The sequence below is a fragment of the Bacillus sp. UNC438CL73TsuS30 genome, from assembly GCF_000482325.1.
Lineage (GTDB): Bacteria > Bacillota > Bacilli > Bacillales > Cytobacillaceae > Neobacillus.
The window spans coordinates 89,531-105,838 of sequence record NZ_KI535295.1; the positions used below are offsets into that span (position 1 = coordinate 89,531).

At 38.1% G+C, this 16,308-nt stretch carries 14 protein-coding genes; 8 read left to right on the forward strand and 6 right to left on the reverse strand.

The features are described 5' to 3' along the window. Positions 1 to 55: 55 nt before the first annotated feature. The 5 genes from M028_RS0114025 to M028_RS0114045 form a co-directional block, all read right to left on the reverse strand. The gene (locus M028_RS0114025) at positions 56 to 1,408 is read right to left on the reverse strand and encodes a hemolysin family protein (RefSeq protein WP_026574418.1); all 1,353 of its coding nucleotides are present in this window, start codon (positions 1,406 to 1,408) and stop codon (positions 56 to 58) included. Between the two features lie 61 nt (positions 1,409 to 1,469). Then, positions 1,470 to 1,898, reverse strand: coding sequence for a MerR family transcriptional regulator (locus M028_RS30035; protein WP_051591044.1), 429 nt, complete (start codon positions 1,896 to 1,898; stop codon positions 1,470 to 1,472). A gap of 158 nt (positions 1,899 to 2,056) precedes the next feature. Continuing rightward, a complete protein-coding gene (locus M028_RS0114035) occupies positions 2,057 to 3,364 on the reverse strand; it encodes a hemolysin family protein (RefSeq protein WP_026574420.1) in 1,308 nt (435 codons plus the stop codon). 182 nt (positions 3,365 to 3,546) lie between these two features. Next, positions 3,547 to 4,089: a GNAT family N-acetyltransferase gene (locus tag M028_RS0114040; protein ID WP_026574421.1), complete on the reverse strand. Its 543-nt coding sequence runs from the start codon at positions 4,087 to 4,089 to the stop codon at positions 3,547 to 3,549. A 101-nt stretch (positions 4,090 to 4,190) separates the two neighbouring features. Beyond that, positions 4,191 to 5,321 carry a histidine kinase N-terminal domain-containing protein gene (locus M028_RS0114045; protein ID WP_026574422.1) on the reverse strand — a complete coding sequence of 377 codons (1,131 nt, stop codon included), beginning with the start codon at positions 5,319 to 5,321 and terminating at the stop codon, positions 4,191 to 4,193. A 195-nt stretch (positions 5,322 to 5,516) separates the two neighbouring features. Between M028_RS0114045 and M028_RS0114050 the strand changes: the two genes are divergently transcribed. The 8 genes from M028_RS0114050 to M028_RS0114090 all read left to right on the forward strand — a co-directional run bounded on the left by M028_RS0114050 (position 5,517) and on the right by M028_RS0114090 (position 15,222). After that, on the forward strand, positions 5,517 to 5,741 hold the full coding sequence (locus M028_RS0114050; RefSeq protein WP_026574423.1) for a FeoA family protein: 225 nt from the start codon (positions 5,517 to 5,519) through the stop codon (positions 5,739 to 5,741). After that, complete coding sequence (gene feoB, locus M028_RS0114055) at positions 5,741 to 7,744, forward strand: ferrous iron transport protein B (RefSeq protein ID WP_026574424.1); 2,004 nt, start codon at positions 5,741 to 5,743, stop codon at positions 7,742 to 7,744. Before M028_RS0114050 ends, feoB begins: the two co-directional genes overlap by 1 nt. A 21-nt stretch (positions 7,745 to 7,765) precedes the next feature. Further along, the gene (locus M028_RS0114060; RefSeq protein WP_026574425.1) at positions 7,766 to 7,921 is read left to right on the forward strand and encodes a FeoB-associated Cys-rich membrane protein; all 156 of its coding nucleotides are present in this window, start codon (positions 7,766 to 7,768) and stop codon (positions 7,919 to 7,921) included. A gap of 104 nt (positions 7,922 to 8,025) precedes the next feature. Then, positions 8,026 to 8,484 (forward strand): helix-turn-helix transcriptional regulator, encoded by a 459-nt coding sequence (locus M028_RS0114065; RefSeq protein ID WP_026574426.1) that lies wholly within the window; start codon positions 8,026 to 8,028, stop codon positions 8,482 to 8,484. Between the two features lie 115 nt (positions 8,485 to 8,599). Continuing rightward, positions 8,600 to 10,624: a transglycosylase domain-containing protein gene (locus tag M028_RS30040; protein ID WP_035424152.1), complete on the forward strand. Its 2,025-nt coding sequence runs from the start codon at positions 8,600 to 8,602 to the stop codon at positions 10,622 to 10,624. 104 nt (positions 10,625 to 10,728) lie between these two features. Beyond that, positions 10,729 to 11,049 (forward strand): YbjQ family protein, encoded by a 321-nt coding sequence (locus M028_RS0114075; RefSeq protein WP_026574427.1) that lies wholly within the window; start codon positions 10,729 to 10,731, stop codon positions 11,047 to 11,049. A gap of 403 nt (positions 11,050 to 11,452) precedes the next feature. Then, positions 11,453 to 13,210 (forward strand): ABC transporter ATP-binding protein, encoded by a 1,758-nt coding sequence (locus M028_RS0114085; RefSeq protein ID WP_026574428.1) that lies wholly within the window; start codon positions 11,453 to 11,455, stop codon positions 13,208 to 13,210. Beyond that, positions 13,207 to 15,222, forward strand: a complete 2,016-nt coding sequence (locus M028_RS0114090) for an ABC transporter ATP-binding protein (protein ID WP_026574429.1) — start codon at positions 13,207 to 13,209, stop codon at positions 15,220 to 15,222. The genes M028_RS0114085 and M028_RS0114090 overlap by 4 nt, the downstream gene beginning before the upstream one ends. 444 nt (positions 15,223 to 15,666) lie before the next feature. Here M028_RS0114090 and M028_RS0114100 read toward each other — a convergent pair whose 3' ends face one another. Continuing rightward, positions 15,667 to 16,290 (reverse strand): NAD(P)-dependent oxidoreductase, encoded by a 624-nt coding sequence (locus tag M028_RS0114100; protein WP_026574430.1) that lies wholly within the window; start codon positions 16,288 to 16,290, stop codon positions 15,667 to 15,669. Positions 16,291 to 16,308 lie beyond the last annotated feature (18 nt).

Below are 16,308 nucleotides of genomic sequence, written 5' to 3' on the forward strand. Positions count from 1 at the left end.
ATACACATAAACAAAAAAACAGACCATTTGAACTATGGTCTGTTTGGCAGGTTTTCTAAGATAGTACTTCAGATTTGGATAATGCGATTTTTTGAGCAGTCTGTGCGCCTTCACTCGCATTTTTCGTTACTTCAACATATTTAATATGATGTTCTTCCATATCAAGGATTTTAAAGGTATAGGATTCATGAAGGATGATGTCGCCCTCTTTTGCGTCGTAGTTTTCAGTGAGAATCCAGCCGCCAATGGTATCTACATCTTCATCCACGATTTCGACACCTAGCAAGTCATTTACCTCGCTGACCAACACCTTTGAATCTATAATATAATGATTCTCATTAATTTTACGGATCATCGGAATTTCGTCCATATCTGTTTCATCGCGAATTTCGCCAACAATTTCTTCGAGGATATCTTCAACGGTCACAAGTCCGGAGGTTCCACCGTATTCATCCATTAGAATGGCCATATGCATCCGGTCTTTTTGCATTTTTACAAGTAAATCATGAATAGGAATGGTCTCGATTACTCGAATGATCGGGCGAATAAAGTGTTCCAATGTTTGAGAGGCAGGTGTTTCATTTCCAATCAAATCTGTTGTCATTTCTTTAATATTCACAAGTCCAATAATATGGTCTTTATCCCCATCAATAATTGGATATCTGGTGAATTTTTCTTCCCGTAAGACCTGTAGAAACGTTTCTAATGTATCATCCTTGGACAAAGAAACAATTTCAGTCCTCGGAACCATAATTTCCTTTGCAATCCGATTATCAAATTCAAAAATTTTATTTACATACTTAAACTCAGATTGGTTAATTTCACCACTTTTGTAGCTTTCAGATAAGATAATTCGGAGCTCTTCCTCCGTGTGGGCAATCTCAGTTTCAGAGACAGGCTTTAAACCGAAAAGTCGAGCTGTAACTCGAGCCGATCCATTTAAGGCCCAAATGACAGGAAACATCACCTTATAAAATAAGATAAGCGGTCGTGATGTAACCAGCGTAATCATTTCAGCTTTTTGGATCGCTAATGTTTTCGGTGCAAGCTCTCCAATTACAACATGTAAAAAGGTAATAGCTGCAAATGCAATACCGATTGACAGTACATGGGTGACGCTTTCAGGAACATGCAATCCCAGGAATAATGGGCGCAGTATTCTTTCAATCGTTGATTCCCCAAGCCATCCTAAACCGAGGGCAGTAATGGTAATACCCAATTGGCATGCAGATAAATATTCATCAAGATTTGATATTACCTTTTTGGCTGAAATTGCCCTTGAATTACCTTCTTCTATCAACTGATCGATTCTTGTACTTCGAATTTTAACAATCGCAAACTCCGAAGCTACAAAAAAAGCTGTCAAAGCAATTAAAATGGCTATAATAACCAAGTTAAATATGTCCAAATAAGTTCCCTTAGCTCGTTTTTAGACGAGTAAGGAGTCACCTCCCAATTTTATACAAAAATTAATTTGTTACATTCAAAAGAGATTTTAATAATGTTGTTCTTAATAAACTAAGATGATTGGTTAATTTTTCTCTTTGTCCGTCATCCAATTTTTCCAAGAGCGGAAGAAGGTCAAATAAATCATTGTGAAGTTGTTTCATTTGCTGTGTGACAGACTTTACGTATTTCTCAACTTCTGAATCAATGATTTTCTCTTTCTTAATATCTAGCTTTCTTCTAATCTCGTCTAATGGATAATACAAACTCTTACATTCCTCGATAAACTGTAAATCCTGTAAGGAATCTTCGGTATATATACGGTAATTGGACTTAGAACGTTGAGCACTTAAAAGGCCAATCGACGTATAATAGTCAATTGTTCTTTTAGATACATTCGCTCTTTCAGCTAGTTCCCCGATACGATAGACAGCCCCATCATACCACCTCAATTATTTTTAAAATTAACAATAATTATAAATAAATTAAACCATACAGTCAAACGTTTCGGTTGCGAAACGGGTTGATATACTCATTTTATGGTAAAGTGTCGAATATATGAATAGTTTAATCAAAATATTCAAATAATTTTTGGCGCGATTACGCCTTCCTACTCAGAAGGCGCTTTTGTCTTCGTTACATCAATATAAAGGATATGATGACCCTCGATTTCATCTATTTTGAAAATGTATCCATCCTTTTCAATGGAATCTCCTTTATGTACATCAAACTTTTGGGTTAAAAACCAGCCGCCGATGGTATCAACATCCTCTTCTTCAAGCGTTGTCCCAAATAAATCATTTACTTCACTAATAAGTACCTTTCCATCTAAAATATAATGATCTTCGGCTTTTTTCTGGACCAAAGGAAGTTCATCGATATCGAATTCATCGCGAATCTCTCCAACAATTTCTTCAAGGATATCTTCAACCGTCACAATACCTGCTGTTCCTCCATATTCATCCGATAAAATCGCCATGTGGGATTGACTTTTTTGCAGTTTCACTAATAACTCTTGGATGGGAATGGTTTCAATCACATGAATAACAGGTTTTAAAAAGGTCTTTAAGGGTTCCTGTTCATTGCATTTTTGTTGGATGCAATCCACCAAAACCTCTTTAATATTCACAATCCCGTAGATATTGTCCTTATCTCCGTCAATTACGGGATAACGGGTATATTTTTCTTCCCTTACCGTCTCAATAATCTCTTTCATCGATGCATCCTTTGACAGTGCGATAATCTCTGTTCGCGGAACCATGATTTCTTTCGCAATTCGATTGTCAAATTCAAAAATTTTATTTACATACCGATATTCCGACTGATTAATTTCACCGCTTTCATAGCTCTGTGAAAGAATCATCCGTAGTTCCTCTTCTGAAAGTACCATGTCATTCTCAGATACAGGTTTTATCCCAAAGAGTCCGCTTACCAAACGTGCGGAACGATTTAGTATCCAAATAAAAGGATACATCAGTCGGTAAAACCAAATGAGAAGGGGAGCAAAAAGTAATATAATATCTTCAGATTTTTGAATGGCAATTGTTTTTGGTGCCAATTCACCAATCACTACATTAAAAAAAGTAATGATGAGAAAGGCGATAATAAAAGATATGACCTGTTTAAAGGAAAAAGGTAATTCAATCCGATCAAAAATGGGATCTAAAATTTTTCGAATGGTTGGCTCCCCCAGCCAGCCTAAGATTAGTGATGTGATGGTGATTCCAACTTGGGTTGCAGATAAATAACCATCCAAATTTGTAATCACCTTTTTAGCAAGTTCTGCTTCTTTTTTTCCCTCAGATATCAGTTGGTCGATTCTTGTAGTCCGAACATTAATCATGGCAAATTCCGAAGAAACAAAAAATGCTGTGAATGCAATGAGCATTGCTATAACCAATACATTTATCCAAACCATTGAACACCTTACATTGGTAAGGCAGCCACCTCACTTACAATTTACTCTGTGTATACATTATATCCTCTAATTACATTTTCTACTTGACAATGGTCAAGAAACCTTAACTATATTATTTCAAAAAAGGGTTTTAAGGGCAAATAAAAGAACAACTGCCTATTTAGACAGCTGTTTTTCAAAATTTATCCCGCCCATTCACGGGCAAGCTTACTATAAACAAAGAGATCATGGAAACGTCCATATAATTGCTCTCCATCTCTGATAATTCCTTCTTTTACAAATCCAAGCTTTTCAGGAATCGCGCGGCTTTTAGTGTTTTTTATGCCGCAGCGGATTTCAACCCGATTTAAACCTAATTGAAAAAAAGCATAATTTAAGATTGCACGGACTGTGCGAGTCATGATGCCATATCCTTCTGCGTTTTTAGATAAATAATATCCAATGCTTGTAAAACGATTATGCCAATCGATTTGCTGTAGACCAATAGAGCCAACCAGTTCACCTTTATAGAGAATTCCGGCATATAGGCCATTATTTTCAGCAAATTGCTGGAGCCAGATGGGGATGATCTGTTCGAATTGAATGGGAGATGTCATGCTGTCCACCCACGGCAGCCATTCCCTTAAATGTTCTCGGTTTTCTTCCACTAACTGATACAGCTTTAATGAATGATGAGGCTGAAATAATTGAAGCTCAATTTCATGATCTACTTTTAATGTAAACATGTCTTCTTCTCCTGATTTTTTAGTACATCATATGCAGGGAAGAAAAATTGGGATATAAAAAAATCCCAGTGCACAAACTGGGATTTAACACGCTTGTTCGTTTAATTTTCTACATTAATAGGCAAGGTAATGGAAAAGGTCGTTATGTCAGGTGAGGAATAACAAGCCAGGCTTCCTTTATGTTTCTCAATGATTTCTTTACAAACAAATAGACCAAGTCCTGTTCCAAGCGTTTTAGTGGTAAAGAAAGGTTCAAATATGGTCTTTTGCAGTTCAGCCGGTATCATGGGTCCGTTATTGGAGATGGTCACTTTAACAAACTGTTGATCTTCTACTGAACTACTGATGGAAATCGTTGGCTGAGAATGACGATGATGATTGAGGACATCAATCGCATTAAAGATAATATTGATGAAAACCTGCCTAATTTCGTCCGAATATCCAATAAGGGTTAAATCCTCTCGTAATCCATTTTTAATTTTGACTTTACTGTCGAGAATACTTGGATAAAGAAAATTTAAAACATCCTCAATTAATTTATTTAGCTTGAAATATTCCTTATCTTTCCCGATAATCTCCTTTTTCGATAAAAGTAGGAATTGGGAAATTCGGAAATTAAGCTGATCTAACTCGCTGGAGATAATATCTAAATAACGCATATTTGGAAAATCAGCCTTTAATAATTGAATAAACCCTTGAATGGATGTAAGCGGGTTTCGAAATTCGTGAATAAAGCTGGATGTCATTTGTCCAAGGAGGGTCAAACGGTCTTGGTGGGTGGAATCAATAAACCTTGTCTTTTCTTCGATAATTTGATTTTTTGCCTCTGAATAATGGGACGCGGCAAAAAATATAAACTTATCGAAGCAAAAATTGATCTTATTGATGGATTCCTGTAAATCCGGCCATTCCAAGCCTGTTTTTCCTAAATAACTATATAAAACAGATCGGCCAAGATTTACATTATAGACAAAATCTCCAATGTTGACATCTGCATTTACTCTTTCCTCAGAAACTTCAATGGCCAGCTTATGGATTTTTTCGATAAGCTCATCTTCAGTCAATTCGTTTATATTAATAATTACATTAAACAGTGCTTCCCCATTGGCACGAATTTTCATTTTATAGGGGTCCCCATTTGAAATAATAATTAACTTTTCCCATTCTTCTATCAAACAATCTTTATTTTTTACAAAAAAAGCGAGTAAATCTGACTTTACTTCAGATAACATGCTGAATTTTCCCCCTAAGGTCTTAATACCATTTAATTCGCTGATAAAGGGAGAAATTCCTTTTTGAAAAAGACTGAAAATTTTTTTCGAACTTTTGTCACATTTTTTTAATGCAGATGGGCTAATTTTAGTGATAAAATAATCTTATATATAAAGATAATCATTCTCAATTAACATATATAAGGGTGAATAAACATGTTTGGATTGTTAAAAGCAGGGGATAGAGGAAAAATTGTTGATGTATCACATGTTGGTCACCTTGTTCAAAGACGCTTGCTTGACTTAGGCATTACAGAAGGTTCTGAAGTTTGTGTCAAATGTGTAATGCCGTTCGGTGGACCTATAATGATTGAATCTTGCGGACAGTGTATTGGGATTCGCCGCAAGGAAGCCAATCAGATTGAGGTGGAAAAATTATAATGGAAATCGCTCTTATCGGTAACCCCAATACTGGGAAGACCTCATTGTTTAATAATCTAACAGGATCCTATGAGTATGTAGGGAACTGGAGCGGTGTAACGGTTGAAAAAAAAGTTGGGGTTTTTAAAAATAATATTGGCAGATTAATAGATTTACCTGGTGTTTATACTTTAAACCCTCTTTCAAAGGATGAAGGGGTTGTTACTTCTTTCTTTTTAAATGAAAATGTTGATCGTTTGCTTAATATTTTAGATGCCTCTCAGTTAGAAAGAAATTTACATTTAACGCTGCAACTGCTTGAATATGAAAAACCTGCATTAATTGGTTTAAACATGATTGATGTCGCAAGGAATCGCGGAATTCAAATTGATGTACACAAGCTTTCAGAAATTCTTGGCGTACCTGTTATACCTGTTGTAGCAAGAACTGGGAAAGGCTGCGACCGGCTGATTGAAGTAATTGGTACAGAATCGTTTCAATCGAAGCAAAAAGATCTGGTCTTTTACGGGAATGTAATCGAAAAAGCTATACATGAGCTGACTGCTGAAATTACAGGTAAAACAGAACATTCACCACGATGGGTTGCTTTGCAATGGTTGGAAGGAAATGAATATGTAAAAGCTTATATATCACAGCTGGTAAGTACTGAGAGACTGCAGGAGATTTTAACCAATGTGGAATCACAGCTCCTAAAAGATCAAGATGTAAAATCACTTCCAAACTATATTTATATTAAAAGAAAAGAAGTAATTGATAATATTATTTTAACTTCAGTAAATAAAAATGAGGCGCATGTTCCATTATCAGAAAAAATCGACCTGATTGTCACTAATCGTTTTTTTGGAATGCCAATCTTTTTACTGCTTATGTACTGCATGTTTATGTTGACGTTTGATTGGCTCGGTACACCTTTATCGGATGGGCTGGATGCCTTGATAACAGGACCGGTTACGGTCGGAATTGAAAAGGTATTAAACCTTATTCATGCATCCACTTTTATTCAGGATTTGATTTTGCAAGGGTTAGTGGCCGGTGTTGGCGGAGTTCTTGTGTTTGTTCCGCAAATTTTTATTCTATTTTTCTTTATATCCTTGTTAGAAGACTCCGGGTATATGGCGCGTGTTGCTCTAGTTATGGACAGGATTATGGAGTCTGTTGGATTAAACGGTAAAGCGTTTATCCCGATGATGATTGGATTTGGCTGCAATGTACCGGGAATCATGGCAGCAAGGACGATTGAAACACCACGGGAAAGACTTTTAACCATTTTGCTGACACCGTTAATGTCCTGCTCGGCTCGTTTACCTGTTTATGCTTTATTTGTCGGCGGCTTTTTTGTTGGGAATAAGGCATTGATTGTTCTTAGCCTCTATGTACTTGGAATTGTCGTGGCATTAATTTTAGCGAAATTGTTTTCTACTACCATATTAAAATCTGAAACATCGTTGTTTGTGATTGAGCTTCCGCCTTATCGACTTCCACAATTTCAATCCTTATGGAGGAGTACATGGGATAAAGGGAAGGGATTTGTTCGGAAAGCAGGGACCTTTATTTTTGGAGGATCTGTATTTATCTGGCTTTTATCGTATGCAGGGCCAAGCGGTTTAAAAGTTGATATGGACCATAGCTTTTTAGCAGCCATCGGGAATGTGATTGCTCCTATTTTACATCCAATTGGATTTGGAACATGGCAGGCAGCAGCCTCATTAATCACAGGATTCCTGGCAAAAGAAGCGATTATCTCAACGATGAATATTATCTATTTTGTTCCTGAGAATGCCACTTTACAAGGGCTGTTGGCCAATTATTTCACACCGCTTTCCGCTTACAGTTTTATGGTGTTCATCTTGTTGTATATCCCATGTTTAGCAACTGTAGCTACAATTTTTAAAGAAACAGGTTCAAAGAAATGGACCGCTTTTTCAATGGTTTATGCATTAACGATTGCTTATGTCTTAGCTTTAATCGTTTATCAAGGTGGAAAATTAATCGGGCTTGGATAAACTTTATAGGGGATGAAAAATATGATTGCGAGTATTGTCATTGGTGCAGCAATATTTGGATATGCATCTTTTACAGTAGTTAAATTCATTAACAAGTCTAAAAAGGGAAAATGCGCTGCATGTGAACTTCGTAAATCCTGCACGAGTGGATGCGGAATCCCGCCAGAAACAAAATAATCCTATTTAAAAACTGTTATCAAAAATGATAGCAGTTTTTTACTTTTAAAAGTAAGAAATCTTGTGTAAAATTACACTAGAATCCACCGAAGGAAGGGTTTCAAGTGACCAGGGAAGATATTATAAAATTAGTTTCTGAAAAACTCCGTTTGATCCGTACGGAAGCGGGTTATACTCAGGACAAAATGGCTGAAATAATTGGTGTGTCCAAGAAAACACTGGTACAAATTGAAAAAGGGAGAGTTCTAGCCAACTGGTCAACAGTAGTAGCCATCTGCGCACTATTTAGGGAAACTGAAACAGTTCAATTTTTATTCGGGAACGAACCGCTTGAGGTTCTTGAGACGGTTGCGCGAGAAGGAATTGATTACCGAAAAATGAAAACTTTAGGCGGCCGTATTTGGTGGCGGGTCGTTACAAAGAAAAATGAATTTATTCTGCAGCAAAATATTCTTAGTAAGCACTTTCGAATATTGGATTCAAAGAATTATCGAATCTTTAGCAGTTTTGATGAAAAGCTCTCAAGAAAACGTTTTAAGGAACTAACAAAAAACGATAAATAAGACAAATTTAAAGACGGGATCCCCCGTCTTTTTTAATTCAATGAGTAATTTTCTTACTATCTGGGTAAAAGAAACTGATGCCTATTTTGGTATTTTTTATATCAAGGAGCCCATAATGAAAATTCGAGATATTTGGAATAATTGGAAGAGATGGCATATGAGCCAGGTGACAGTTTTATCGGTTTCTACGATTGTCCTAGGTTTTTTTGGATTCTTACATTTTTATGCAAAGGATGTTGATATATCGGCACTGAAGGATGAACTTCCTCAACCAACTGTTTTTTATGATCAAAGTAACCAGGTAGCAAGTAAAATATCGGCCAATAAAAATGAAGGGATTTCAATTAAGCAAATTCCCGAATCGATGAAAAACGCAGTAGTGGCCATAGAGGACCATCGATTCTATCAGCATCATGGCGTTGATTTTATCGGTACTTCAAGAGCATTGGTCCGTGATGTAAAAGCGGGCGGGCTAGTAGAAGGCGGCAGTACCATCACCCAGCAATTAACAAAAAATACGTTGCTCACCTCACAAAAAACATTAAAGCGAAAAATAGAGGAAGTTTTCTTAGCGCTTAAGATTGAGAGAGAATACTCTAAACAGGAAATCCTTCAAATGTACTTAAACAAAATTTATTTTGGAGATGGAGCGTGGGGAATTAAACAGGCGGCGGCTAAATATTTTGCTAAGGATGTAAAGGATCTTACCATTAGCGAATCTGCCTTACTTGCGGGATTAATTCGAGCCCCTTCCGCATTAAACCCCTATGAACATATGGAAAAAGCAATAAAAAGACGAAATCTTGTTTTATATGAAATGAAAAAACAGGGATATCTTTCAAATCGACAATTTGTGCAAGCGAAAACAGAAAAGGTTGTTTTGAATGATAAGGGCAGCGATCCTTTCCGAGGAAAATATCCTTACTATGTGGATCAGGTTTTAGATGAAGCAATTAACCTTTATGGCCTTTCGCAGGATGAATTATTAACAGAAGGATATCGAATTTATACAGAACTTGACCCCTCTATGCAAATGGCAATGGAAAAAGCCTATCAAAATGATGCTTTATTTCCGAATGGTCATGATCCACTCTTGCAAAGCGGAGGAGTCCTTGTCGATCCTAAGACGGGTGGTGTCAGGGCTCTCGTTGGCGGAAGACGGGAGCATACACTTCGGGGCTATAACCGTGCAACCCAATTAAAGGCACAGCCCGGTTCTTCAATTAAGCCAATTGTGGTTTATACCCCGGCACTTGAAGAAGGCTGGAAGGTTACGGATATGTTGAAAGATGAGCCAATGAAGTTCGGTGAATATGAGCCAAATAATTATGATTTCCAATATGCCGGTGAGGTTCCGATGTATGATGCGGTTAAAGACTCTAAAAATGTCCCGGCCGTTTGGTTATTAAATGAGATCGGGATTGATAAGGGGATTGATTCGATTAAAAGGTTTGGGCTTCCACTAGAAAAAAATGACCGCAGTCTTGCCATCGCTCTCGGGGGATTGGAAAGAGGGGTTTCCCCAATGAATATGGCGGAAGCCTATACGACCTTTGCCAATTATGGATACCGGGAAAAAACACATGTCATTAAAAAAATCGTCAATGCGGATGGAAAAGTTGTTGGCCGATGGAAAGAAAAAAAGATAAGGGTGACAACCAAATCGGTCACAGACCAGATGACAACGATGCTTCTTGGTGTTGTGGAACAAGGTTCGGGCCGCGGTGCGCAAATACTGGGAAGGGAAGTTGCTGGTAAGACAGGTTCTACTCAAGTTCCGCTTGAAGGAATCTCGGGGGTCAAGGACCAATGGTTTGTTGGCTATACTCCGCAACTCGTGGGGGCCATTTGGGTGGGCTATGATAGAACAGATAAAAGCCACTATTTAACTACAACAAGCGGTACGGGTGCGGCGATTGTTTTCCGTGAAGTCATGAAAGACGCCCTAAAAAATTCACCTGCAGAAAGTTTTCATGTTCCGCATATCTCTACTTATATTGAAGAGAGAAAACGGGAAGAAAATAACTTTTTCCATCAGTTTAATAATGAGGTAAATAAGTGGGAAGAAAAATGGAATCAACAAAGGGAAAAGTGGAAAAAGAAATGGAATAACCACCATGGTAATGGCTGGGGCTATTAATAAAAGGTACGGTACAATCCGTACCTTTTATTTTTCTGGATGTATGATGAAAATATCCTGTTATGAAGGTGAATAAAAATAGAAGTATGATAGGGGTGATTAGGATGATGGTTGTAACATCGGATACCTTACCTGGTTGGGAAATAAAGGAATTATTAGGGTTGGTAAAGGGAAGTACCGTACAGTCCAAGCATATTGGAAAGGATTTAATGGCAGGATTAAAAACAATTGTTGGTGGCGAAATCAAAGAGTATACAGACATGTTAAATGAGGCAAGGCAAAAAGCGATTGAAAGAATGATTATAGAAGCAGAAGAAATGGGCGCAAATGCGATTATTGCGATGAGACTGGAAACCTGTTCTGTTATGCAGGGGGCCTCTGAAATTATTGCCTATGGAACCGCTGTCTGGGCTGAAACATTCTAAAAAATGGGAATTGACTTTGGAATAAACTGGTGATAATCTAACAGAGGAAGAAAAAAAAGGAAAAGGAGGGTTACAAAATGAACATGATTGGATTAAATCAAATGTCAGTAAAAATTGAATATTTTAATGTAACCTGTCCAAGTAGGATCACTAAATAATCCTTTCCTTTGATTGAATTTTTTACGAACAACACAGGTTACGTTTCTTTTCCGATGCGTAATGTGTGTTTTTTTGTCTCTTTTTTTAATCAGAGGCATACTGCACAACAGCGGTATGCCTCTTTTTATTTTTATTAAAAAGATAGGAGGAAATTGGAATGATTATATTTGGAGGAGTTAGACTTGCAGATGACAAAGGTGAGCTAGATGGTGGTTAGTTAAACAATAAAAGGAGGAATACATCAATGTTTTCGGTGTTAAAAAAATTAAGCTGGTTTTTTAAAGAAAACAGGAAAAGGTATACTATAGCAATCTTTCTATTAATTTTCGTCGGTATATTGGATGTACTCCCACCCAAATTAATTGGAATGGCGATAGATGATATTCATTTTGGTGAAATGAGTAAAAATAAAATTTTACAATACCTAGGAATTCTATTAGTGATTATGGTTTCATCCTATGGAATTACCTATGTTTGGCAGTATCAATTATTCGGCGGTGCCTTCCTGGTAGAAAGAAAACTACGATCCAAGTTTATGAGGCATCTTTTAAAAATGACTCCGGCATTTTATGAGAAAAATCGCACAGGAGACCTGATGGCCCGGGCAACGAATGACCTAAAGGCCATTTCCATAACAGCGGGTTTCGGGATTCTTACTTTGGTGGATTCCAGTGCCTGGATGCTGACCCTCCTCCTGACGATGGGCTTTTTCATCAGCTGGGAATTAACCTTGGCTGCAATTATTCCTCTACCAGTTATGGCAGTGCTGATGCAGATTTATGGAAAAAGGATACACACCCGTTTTATGGAAGCTCAGGATGCCTTTGGAGAGTTAAACGACCGCGTCCTTGAATCTGTTGCCGGAGTCCGGGTTATTCGTGCATATGTACAGGAAAAAGCTGATGCAGCAAGATTCCATCAATTAACCGAAGATGTTTTTTATAAAAATATTAAAGTAGCAAAGATTGATTCCTTATTCGACCCAACCATCAAGGTTTTAGTTGGGATCAGTTATTTAATAGGAATTGGGTATGGCACCTATTTAGTGTTCCATCAGGCCATTACATTGGGGGACCTTGTATCTTTTAATGTATATCTTGGAATGCTGATTTGGCCGATGTTCGCCATCGGAGAGTTAATTAATGTGATGCAAAGGGGAAATGCTTCACTTGACCGTGTAAATGAAACACTTTCTTATCGTGAAGAGGTAGGAAATCCTCTACAGCCAAAGGAGATTCTTTCAACCGACTCACTTCAATATAAGGAGGTAAACTTTCGTTATCCTTCTTCGAAATTTAATAACCTGCAAAATATCACTCTTCAATTGCTCCAAGGTCAAACCCTTGGAATTGTCGGAAAGACCGGCAGTGGCAAAACGACCTTTATTAAACAGCTTTTAAGGCAATACCCGCTCGGGACAGGTGATTTATTCATTTCCGGGACATCTATAGAAGAATTGAGCTTAGCTCAGGTTCGTAATTGGATTGGGTATGTGCCACAGGATCATATTCTATTTTCTAGAAGTGTAAAAGAGAATATTCTATTCGGAAATAAAGAGGCAAATGATTTGGATTTAGAGGAAGCGATTGAGCTTGCGGCTTTCCGAAAGGATTTGCAAATGCTGCCAGATGGGTTAAATACACTTGTTGGCGAAAAAGGGGTTGCTCTTTCAGGAGGGCAGAAGCAAAGAATTTCGATTGCCAGAGCCCTGATTAAAAAACCGGAAATCCTTATTCTGGACGATTCCTTATCAGCTGTGGATGCCAAGACGGAGAAAAAAATTATTGAGAATATCCGCAAAGTTAGGCAGGATAAAACCACGATTATTACAACCCACCGAATGTCAGCTGTCCAGCATGCGGATCATATCATTGTCCTTGCTGAAGGCAGCATCGTAGAAGAAGGGACACACGAACAACTCATGCAGCAAAACGGCTGGTATAAGGAACAATTCATTCGCCAGCAAGTTGAAAACAAAGCCGAAGAGGAGGTGTCAGCATGACTACAGGTAGAAGATTAATCCAATATGCGCTTGCGTATAAAAAAATCATTATTGCTGCCCTGTTGATGCTGACGATTTCTGTCGCGGCAGATTTGGCAGGTCCGTTTATTGCAAAGACGATTATTGATCAGCATATATTGGGGATCGAATCAAATTGGTATGAAACCACTAAAGGGAAAATGGCAGTAAATTATCACGAAAAATATTATAAACGGGAGAAGTATTTTTCGGCTGGTGAACAAAAAGGGAAACACGTCCGTATACTTCAAATCGGTTCAAAATTTGTATTTACCGAACAAAAGATTGATTTTGATGGAAAAAGAAGTTTTAAGAATGAACTCTTAACCATTAAAAAAGGGAATGAAAAAGCAGAATACAAGGCAGAAACGATTAAAGGCCGTGAATTACTTGCCTTTTATCAGCCCGAAATTCCGGGGATTTTTCAATTAATCCTTATTTATTTCGGATTATTGGTGGTATCGGCCCTTTTTCAATATGGTGAAAAACTTTTCTTGCAAAAGTCAGCCAACCGCATTATCCAAAAAATGCGTGAGGATGTGTATGGTCATATTCAGCGGCTGCCCATTCAATATTTTGATAACCTTCCAGCGGGAAAAGTGGTGGCCCGAATTACCAATGATACAGAAGCCATCCGTGAGCTATATGTAACGGTATTGGCAACCTTTTTTACAAGTGCTATTTATATTACAGGCATCTATATTGCCCTGTTTATCTTAAATGTAAAGCTTGCTGCAATTTGTCTGTTATTATTACCGATTCTATATGCCTGGATGTTGGTGTATCGGAAATATGCCTCGAAATATAATCGGGTTATTCGCTCAAGAAATAGTGATATTAATGCAATGGTTAATGAATCGATTCAGGGAATGAATATTATTCAAGCGTTTAACCGGGAAAACGATACGCAAGCTGATTTTGAAAAATTAAATCAGGAGCATTTTAAATTTCAAAACAAATTGTTAAGTTTAAATTCACTCACTTCCCATAATCTTGTGGGGATTTTACGAAATCTTGTGTTTGTCGCTTTTATTTGGTACTTTGGCGGCCAGTCACTGACACCTTCTACGGTCATCTCCCTTGGTATGCTATATGCGTTTGTTGACTATGTGAATCGGCTGTTCCAGCCTGTTCAAGGAATCGTGAACCAATTGGCGAATTTAGAGCAAGCATTGGTTGCAGGTGAACGCGTATTCAAGCTCATGGATGAGCCGGGGGAAAATGTCAGCGCAGAACGAATCCCAAGGTTCAAAGGAAACGTTAAGTTTGATCACATTTCCTTCGGTTATAAAGAAGGGGAATACGTCCTTAAGAATATTACTTTTGAAGCGAATCACGGAGAAACGGTAGCGCTCGTTGGCCATACGGGGTCAGGAAAGAGTTCGATTATGAATTTGCTGTTTCGTTTTTACGATTGCCAAAAGGGGAAAATCACCATAGATGGAAAGGATATTGAAAGTATTCCACGGCAAACGATTCGAAATCATATGGGGATTGTTCTGCAGGATCCGTATTTATTTACGGGAACGATTGCCTCAAATGTAAGTCTGGATGACCCGGGGATTTCGCGGGAAAAAGTGGAGAAAGCCTTAAAGGATGTAGGCGCTGAAATGGTGTTTAAGAATTTAGAAAAAGGCTATGATGAACCCGTCATTGAGAAGGGCAGTACGTTATCAAGTGGCCAGCGTCAGTTAATTTCCTTTGCCCGGGCACTTGTCTTTAATCCTGCAATTTTGATCTTAGATGAGGCAACATCCAGTATTGACACGGAGACGGAAGCAGTGATTCAAGAAGCGATGGACGTTCTGAAAAAGGGGAGGACCACTTTTATCATTGCCCACCGACTCTCAACGATCCGAAATGCGAATCAGATTCTTGTTTTAGATCGGGGAGAAATTGTCGAGCAGGGCTCTCATGATGATTTAATGGCTTTAAAAGGAAAATACTATCAAATGTACCAGCTCCAGCAGGGTGGAGAGGGGCTTGCTGGATAGGATTTAAAGGGGACCAAGTTGGTTCCCTTTTTTATGGTGTCAATTTAGTTAGGATTTCAATGAAATTTGTCGCCAATGGAGGTTGTAGGTGACAGTATGGATGGAAGTCGAAAGATATTGTCGGCTTTAAGGGGTATAGGCGACAGTTTGTATGGAAAGTCGAAAGATATTGTCGGCTATAAGGGGTATAGGCGACAGTTTGTATGGAAGTCGAAAGATATTGTCGGCTATAAGGGATAGGCGACAGTTTGTATGGAAAATCGATTAATTTTGTCGCCTATTGTGGTTTTAAGCGACAGTTTAGATGGGAAGTCAATAGATTTTGTCTCCTATAGGGAATATTAGCGACAGTTTGGTTAAAAAAACAGTAGGAAGTGTCGCCAATAGTGCCTTTAGGCGACACTTTTCATATAATCTTACCAGATCTTGTCTTCAAACGAAAAACTAATAAGTTAACCCAACTCGAAAGCCAACAAATTCATCACGAAACAATTGCTGATAGGCAAAATCACCTGTATCATAAACAGAAATTGACGACGAATTTTCCGGAAGAACATCTTTTTCATAGCGGTATTGCCCGATTCTTTCACCAAGCGGTAAATACGTTGGGCAGACAATCGTCCAATCAAGGCCTGATTCTTCCAAAATTAAATAAGCACGTAAATGTTCCTCAGCATCGCGGGTCGTTTTTCGTTTTGATTCCGTTGATTGAAAACGATAAAGCTGAGGTGATGAACGGACTTGTAGAATTCCGGCAGTACCAATCGTTACGATTCTTTTAATCCCTTCGCTCTTCATATTTTTTATAATCAGTGGCATGGAATCAGTAAGTGTAGTCATGCCATCCGTATTCAAGGCACTAACTACTACATCCGCCCCTTTGATCACCTGAGCAATTTTACTCTCTTCTAAAGCATTCCCCTCGATCATCGATAGCCGGGAATCCTTCTTTAAGGATAGTTTTTCTGGATTTCTTACAAGTGCTTGTACATCATGTTGGTCGGAAAGGGCGTTAGCTAAAATAATCGAACCCACTCTCCCTGTTGCTCCAAAAAGGCAAATGTTCACAAAAAGTTCACTTCCTAA